Source organism: Amycolatopsis sp. cmx-11-32 (assembly GCF_047608695.1).
Classification (GTDB): domain Bacteria; phylum Actinomycetota; class Actinomycetes; order Mycobacteriales; family Pseudonocardiaceae; genus Amycolatopsis.
Map to the genome: position 1 here is coordinate 179,223 of NZ_JADNQN010000017.1, position 6,679 is coordinate 185,901.

The 6,679-nt window shown below is 68.1% G+C and carries 5 protein-coding genes; 2 read left to right on the forward strand and 3 right to left on the reverse strand.

The window, feature by feature from the left end; translation table 11 throughout:
- Window positions 1-2,631 carry a P-loop NTPase fold protein gene (locus ACM6LR_RS35605; RefSeq protein ID WP_414945362.1) on the reverse strand — a complete coding sequence of 877 codons (2,631 nt, stop codon included), beginning with the start codon at window positions 2,629-2,631 and terminating at the stop codon, window positions 1-3.
- A 192-nt stretch (window positions 2,632-2,823) separates the two neighbouring features.
- Between ACM6LR_RS35605 and ACM6LR_RS35610 the strand changes: the two genes are divergently transcribed.
- The gene (locus ACM6LR_RS35610; protein WP_414940046.1) at window positions 2,824-3,375 is read left to right on the forward strand and encodes a snapalysin family zinc-dependent metalloprotease; all 552 of its coding nucleotides are present in this window, start codon (window positions 2,824-2,826) and stop codon (window positions 3,373-3,375) included.
- A gap of 40 nt (window positions 3,376-3,415) precedes the next feature.
- Here the strand turns inward: ACM6LR_RS35610 and ACM6LR_RS35615 are convergent, their stop codons facing one another.
- Together ACM6LR_RS35615 and ACM6LR_RS35620 are read right to left on the reverse strand one after the other, a co-directional pair.
- On the reverse strand, window positions 3,416-3,595 hold the full coding sequence (locus ACM6LR_RS35615) for a ferredoxin (protein ID WP_414940047.1): 180 nt from the start codon (window positions 3,593-3,595) through the stop codon (window positions 3,416-3,418).
- 5 nt (window positions 3,596-3,600) lie between these two features.
- Window positions 3,601-4,800, reverse strand: a complete 1,200-nt coding sequence (locus tag ACM6LR_RS35620; RefSeq protein ID WP_414940048.1) for a cytochrome P450 — start codon at window positions 4,798-4,800, stop codon at window positions 3,601-3,603.
- Between the two features lie 184 nt (window positions 4,801-4,984).
- Between ACM6LR_RS35620 and ACM6LR_RS35625 the strand changes: the two genes are divergently transcribed.
- Window positions 4,985-5,908: a helix-turn-helix domain-containing protein gene (locus tag ACM6LR_RS35625; protein ID WP_414945363.1), complete on the forward strand. Its 924-nt coding sequence runs from the start codon at window positions 4,985-4,987 to the stop codon at window positions 5,906-5,908.
- Window positions 5,909-6,679: the final 771 nt, after the last annotated feature.

Consider the following 6,679-nt stretch of genomic DNA (forward strand, 5'->3'; position numbering starts at 1 on the left):
CTACAACGTGGTTCCCGGTTCTGTTTCCTCGGTCACCAGATCGTAGGTTTCGAAACTGAAGCGGGCGAGGGTACCCACCCAGTTCCGGTAGACCGATAGATCATCGAAGGATTCGGCGTCTAGCCGCCATTCAGGTGGAAAGGCGTCGGACAACGATTCCCCGGCGGAAAGCGCGATGAAGGTCGTGCGTGCGGAGTCCGGATCGACGACCAGCAGGGTCAGCAGGACGAGCACCGCCCGGTAGGGGCCGTCGACGAACCGCGTCAGCTCCGCGTCGGGAATGCCGATGCGCACGAGCCGGTAGAGGTTGACCAGCTTCCGGATCTCCCGCGGTGTCTTCAACCGTTTCCGGAGAACGTGGACGAAATCGCGTTCGACCTCGGTGAGCCGCAACCGGTCCGGCCGCATGTTGTAGAACGTCGGCGGGGCCGTGTCCTTGACGATGACCTCCACCGGTTCGCCGCGTTCCCCTGGCTCGAAGGCCTCCTCGTCCTCCGGCCATTCTTCGTGCCCTGGCGGCACCGGTTCCCGTCCTTCGATCGGCATCAGGACGTCGATCAGTTCGTCCGCCGCGGTTCCCATGGGGCGCAACGCGAACACGATCTGAAAGATCTTGTCGAGGTACTCCGCCCGCCGGGCCTCCCCCGCGCCGAACAACTCTTCGTGGTGCTGGTCCAGGCATCGCCGCAACCATCGTGGATCGACGGCCACCACCACGACGAACGCGGGAAGGGCGAGCAGCAGGTGCACGGCGGCGAGCACCTCGATCACCTTCGACGGCGGGCAACGGTCGAGATCGTCGATGTAGAGCACGATCCGTTCCAGTGGCGGATCGCCCTTGCCACCCGCCAGCAGCCATTCCGTCCGCGCGTCCGCCAGATCGGCGCTCAGCTCCGCGAGATCTTCCCGGACCCGGGCGAAGACCCCTTGGTAGTCCCCGTATCTGCCGGTCGTCGCCTCTTCGATCAGCTCACCGAGCCGCGTGGCCGCGTCCAGGCGCCGAAGCCGTTCCTCGGTCTCCCGCACCTCGGTCTCGAATCGCTCCCTCCGTTTGTCGACATCGGACCGCAATCTGTCCAATGTGGACTTGACCGGTGCGAGGGCGGCCCTGGCGGTGGTGAGCGCCGGGGTCAGCACGGCACCGAGCGCGACGATGGCGCCCGCCGCGGCGAGGATCGCGTTGTGCCATAGAGCCCATCCGGTGATCGCCGCGACGATGCCGAGCACCCCCAAGACCGCGTAGCCCGCGACGGCGAGCCGCCGCCGTCTGCGTTCGGCCCGGTCCACGCCGGACAGCAGGAGCCGCCATCGCCAGGTGAGCGGGGAATCCGCCTTGATGGCCCGAAGGCTCGCGAGCCGGGTCCGCAGTGCCTCGCGTTCGGCCCGGACCTCGCCGGCGTCCGCGTGCGTCTCGGGCGCGCCGAGGTTACGGAACAGGTGGTCCACCAGTCCGACCCACAGGTGGTCGTCGTGGTACTGCCAGGCGTTGAACCGGATCTGCCGGATCTCCCCGGCGAACACGCTGTTGGCGGCGTCGCCGCGGGACCGGCGGGCCAGTTCGGCCACCCGGTCGGCCACCTGGCGCACGAAACTCGATTTGCCGGAACCCCAGGGCCCCAGCAGCGCGACGCACAGCGGCGGGCTGGTCTCGCGGTCGGCGATGACCGCGGCGAGGGTGCGCACGTCGTCCTGGAAGCCGATCAGGTCGATCGCGCTTTCGACGTCGGGGGTGATCCGCGGGCGCGCCCGCCCCGGTTTGGGCTCGACGAAACCGGTGCCGTCGATCTGGTTGCCGAAGCGGTCCCACACCCGGATCGTGTGATCGTCCCCGACCGAGACGATCTTCTCGTTGCCCGCGGTGCAGGCGATCGCCCGGACGTTCCCCTCGTGTCCCTTGAGGAGGGTGTAGTCGGCGGGGTCGTCGATCTCGCGGACGTAGATCTCGCCGCCGGAACCGCCGGTGAACACCAGTTTGCCGTCCGGACTGAAGGCCAGTACCCGTACGACGCCGAGGTGCCCGGGGAAGACGAGGGCCGGATCACCCCTGCGCCCCCACAAGCGCACCGTCTCGCCCTCACCGGACAGCACCCGCTCGCCGTCGGCGGAAACCGCGACCACGTGGACCGCACCCGCACCGCCGAACCGGTAGTGGGAAACGACTTCCCTGTCCCACAGGCGCACGCCGCCGGTGTCGTCGCCGGCCACCACCACCCGGCCGTCCGGGGTCACCGCGACGGATTCGATCTCCGGGCCACCGGTGCGGAGACCGCGCACCGTCACCCCGTCCAGCCGCCGGACCTCGACGGTGCTTCCCGCGCCGGACACGGCGAAATCGTTCGCCACCGCGACCGCGAGCGTCCGCCTGGTGGTCTGGATCTCCGGGGGCCGCACCTCACGACCGGCGAGCCGCCAGCGCCGTACCGTCGCCCCATCGCAACCGACCACGTACCGACCCGAGATGCCCACCGCGAGCACCGGCCGATCGTGGCCGCTCAACGCGAACCGCTGCGCGCCGGTCTCCAGGTCCCATACCCGCACCGTCCGGTCCGCACCCCCGGTGACCAGCCGGTTTCCGTGCACGGCGACCGCGAGAATGGGTTCTTCGTGTCCGGTGAATCGCGCGGTCGTCATAGCCGCACAGTCTTCCGGGTGCGTCAAGATCATGGTTAACGACAGGCGACTATCGGCGGGTTACGCGACGACCTTTACAGGTCCTAACATCACGCGGAGGCAACGGAGGACTACTCACAGATTCCTCCCGCCAGAACAAAAGTGTCGACACTGCTCCGAAATTCCAGCACGCCTTAACGCGAGGAGTTCAACGTGCTTCGACGTACCTTCGCCGCGGTGCTCACCGGCGCCGCGCTCTCCACCTCGATGCTCTCGGCACCCTCCGCCGGTGCCGCCGAGATCATGGCGACCACCCTGACCTACGACGACAGCCAGGCCGCGGAGTTCAAGTCCGCGGTGGCGGCGGGCGTCAACGTGTGGAACACCAACGTCACCAACGTCCGCCTCGTGAAGGCGACCGCGGGGCAGCGGGTCAACATCCGGATCATCGCTGACAACGGCTGGCCGCGCGCCACCCTCGGCCCGGTCCGCCCGAGCGGCACGGTCACCGTGTGGATGGGCAGGCAGGCCGTCCAGCAGGGCTACCACACGCCCCGGATCGCCTCCCACGAACTCGGGCACAGCCTCGGCCTGCCCGACGTGAAGCCAGGGCCGTGCTCGTCGCTGATGTCCGGCTCGACCGGCGGCGTCAGCTGCACCAGCGTGAACCCCAACGCCCAGGAGAAGGCCAGGGTTCAGCAGCTCTACGCCGGCACCGCCGTGCAGAGCGCCGACGCCGGCAAGGTCCTCGTGGACGTCGGCTGATCCCACGCCAGGGGGTGCCCGCCCGGCACCCCCTGGCTGGTCAGTCGTTCGCCGTGATCGCCGACGCGGGGCACAACTGCACGACGTCGCCGATCTCGGCCGGTTCCGGTTCGAGCAACCGGACCCTGCCGTCGACTTCGTCTTGTCCGAACACCTCGGGCGCGGTCAGCACGCACATTCCGGCGCCCACGCAGCGTTCGCGGTCGACTTCGAGTTTCATCGCGTTCACCAGGCCACCGGGAGCGCGTGCACCCCGTAGATGTCGGAGTCCGTCCGCATCGGAACCTCGCTGGCGGGAATAGCGAGCCGCAGCGCCGGGAACCTGGCGAACAGCCCGGTGAAGGCGACCTTCATCTGCACTCGCGCGAGTTGCTGGCCGAGGCACTGGTGGACGCCGTGCCCGAAGGCCGCGTGCCCGGCGGCGTTCCGGCGGAGATCGAGCCGGTCGGGTTCGGGGAACTTCAGCGGATCGCGGTTGGCGGCCATCGCCGAGAGCGCGACCGTCTCCCCCGCCTTGACGATCTGCCCGCCGATTTCCACGTCTTCCAGCGCGGTGCGCATACCGGTGTGCGCGATGGTCAGGTAGCGCAGAAGTTCCTCGACCGCCCCGTCGACACTCTCCGGGTCCTGGCGCAAACTTTCGAGCTGGTCCGGATGCTGGAGCAACGCGAAAGTGCCCAGCGCCAGCATGTTGGCCGTGGTGTCCAAACCGGCCCCCAGCAAGAGGAACGCGATGCTGGTGAGTTCTTCGTCGGTGAGTTCCGTGGTGGCCAGCTCGCCGAGGATGTCGTCGGTCGGCTCGGCCCGCTTCGCGACGACGAGCTTGTAGAGGTACTCCCCGAGGGCGTTGATCGCGACTTCCTGCTCGGCCAGTGAAGCGGCCGGGCTGTTCAACGGCATGACATTGCGCCGGAAGAACTCATGGTCGGCGAACGGGACACCGAGCAGTTCGCAGATCATCAGCGCCGGAATGGGCTGCGCGAAGGCCGTCACCAGATCGGCTGACGACCCTTGACGCTCCATGGCGTCGAGGTGCTCGGTGGTCACCTGCTCGACCCGCTCGGTGAGCAGCCGCATCCGGCGGACGGTGAACTTGCCGGTGAGCAGCTTGCGATAGCGGCCGTGCTCGGGATCGTCCATCTTGATGAACATCCCCGGCTCCGCCGGCGGAAACACCTCCATCGCGGCGGCGCCCGGCAGTGGCGACCGCAGCAGCTCCTGTCGCGCGCTGAACCGGGGATCCGCGATGACGTTCCGGACGACCGCGTGTCCCATCGCGAGCCAGCCTTCGTGGCCGTTGGGGAAAGTCAGTCGGACGAGCGGGTGCTCGTCACGCAGCCCGGCGAGTTCGGCGGGTGGGTCGAACGGGCAGCCCGTCGGTCGTTCGAGGGGCAATTCCGCGAGATGGGGTACTGAGTTCGTCACAGCTGTTCCTCCCAGATCTTCAGCCATGACAAAAGGCTACGTTGCATTCATTGATCGCTCAAAAGTTCACTTGCGGAATTTAACGGTTACAGCTGGTAGAGTTCGTGAAATCGTTGCAACTGTTTTGCCGATGAATGCAACGTTTCGTTGCATTGATCTGCGCGTGAACGCACAGGAGGCACCCATGCCGGGCGGCAGGCTGACGCTGGAGGACCGGCGGCTGATCGCGGCGTGGCTCAAAGACGGCCTCGGATACGCCGAGATCGCCCGGCGACTCGAGCGCCCGACGTCGACCATCAGCCGTGAGGTCGCGCGCAACAGCGGTCATTCCGGCTACCGCGCCGAAGAGGCGAGCCGGGTGACCGGCGAACGGGCTCGGCGCCGTCGGAAACCACCCGCCCCGGCAGCTCCCGCCGTCTCCCGCGGCTACGACCGCGACCCGGAAGCCGTGCGCCGCTTCGAGACGGACTTCACCGAAATGATGGTCGAGACCGGACTGCCGCGAATGATGTCGCGAGTGCTCGCGTGCCTGTCCGTCAGCGACGACGGCGTGCACACCGCGACCGAACTCGCCCAGCGGCTCCAGGTCAGCCCGGCGTCGATCTCGAACGCCGTCGGCTATCTCGAAACGCAGGCGATGCTCAAGCGGGAACGGGACGGGCGGCGGGAACGGTACGTCGTCGACGAAGAGATGCCGCAACGGGTGTGGGCCGAGAGCGTCCGTGCGAATCAGGAGTGGGTCAAGATCGCCCGGCGAGGCACCGCAGTCCTCGGCACGTCGACACCCGCGGGCGCCCGCATGGACGACCTCGCCCGATTCCACGCGCGCATCAACGAAGTCATGCTGGACGACCGGGTCGCGGTGTTCGTCGCGGACGCGGTCACCGTGCTCGCCGCCCTACTGCACGCCGGGCGCCCGCTCGCCCTGGAGTCGCTGTCGATCGCTCTCGGATGGTCTTCGGATCGGGTGCTGGAGGCTGTGCGGGTCGCCGTCGAACATCCGCACGTGGCCGGTCCGGTGACGGTGGTTTCCGGCGGCGGGGAGTATCGGGCGGTTCCGTTGGTGGAGCGGCTCACGGCGGCGCAAGTGGCGGCGCTGGATTCGTGAGTGGCGAGGGATAGCCGCTTTTCGGCGATGGGTCAGAACGGGGGTGGAGGACCGGCCGCACGTCACCGGTCCCGCTCGCGGAACGACTGGCGGCCACACGGCCGCTTTTCGGCAACGGACGTGACAGCGGCTCCGCTGGTGGAGCGGCTGACGACCGCGCAGCTGACGGCACTGGGCTCGTAAGCGGCTTGAACGAACGTGTGGCCGGTTTTCGGCATTGGAGGCGGGCGGTGGCATACGTCGCGCGAACGAACGAGTAGCCGTTTTTCGGCGAAGCGTTTCAGCACGGTGGCGGAGGACCGACCGCACGTCACCAGTCCCGCGCGCGGAACGACCGGCGGCCGCGCAGCCAGCAACGCTGGCTTGTAGTGGCACGGGAGCGATGGCCGATTCTCGGCAACGGACGTGACAGCGGCCCCGCTGGCGGAGCGGCTGACGACACGGGGCTCGTAAGCGGCTTGAACGAACGTGTGGCCGGTTTTCGGCATTGGAGGCGGGCGGTGGCATACGTCGCGCGAACAAACGAGTAGCCATCTTTCGGCAAAGTGTTTCAGCACGGTGGCGGAGGACCGACCGCACGTCACCAGTCCCGCGCGCGGAACGACCGGCGGCCGCGCGGCCGGCGGCACTGGCTTGTAGTGGCACGGAACAGCGATAGCCGATTCTCGGCAACGGACGTGACAGCGGCCCCGCTGGCGGAGCGGCTGACAACCGCGCAGCAGACGACACCGGGTCCTGACAGCGCGAACAAGCCAGTAGCCGTTTGTCGGC

Bases quoted from the DNA above. Each gene is read 5' to 3' on its own strand.
- ACM6LR_RS35605 (WP_414945362.1), bottom strand. From the start codon at position 2,631: ATGACGACCGCGCGATTCACCGGACACGAAGAACCCATTCTCGCGGTC.
- ACM6LR_RS35615 (WP_414940047.1), bottom strand. From the start codon at position 3,595: ATGAAACTCGAAGTCGACCGCGAACGCTGCGTGGGCGCCGGAATGTGC.
- ACM6LR_RS35625 (WP_414945363.1), top strand. From the start codon at position 4,985: ATGCCGGGCGGCAGGCTGACGCTGGAGGACCGGCGGCTGATCGCGGCG.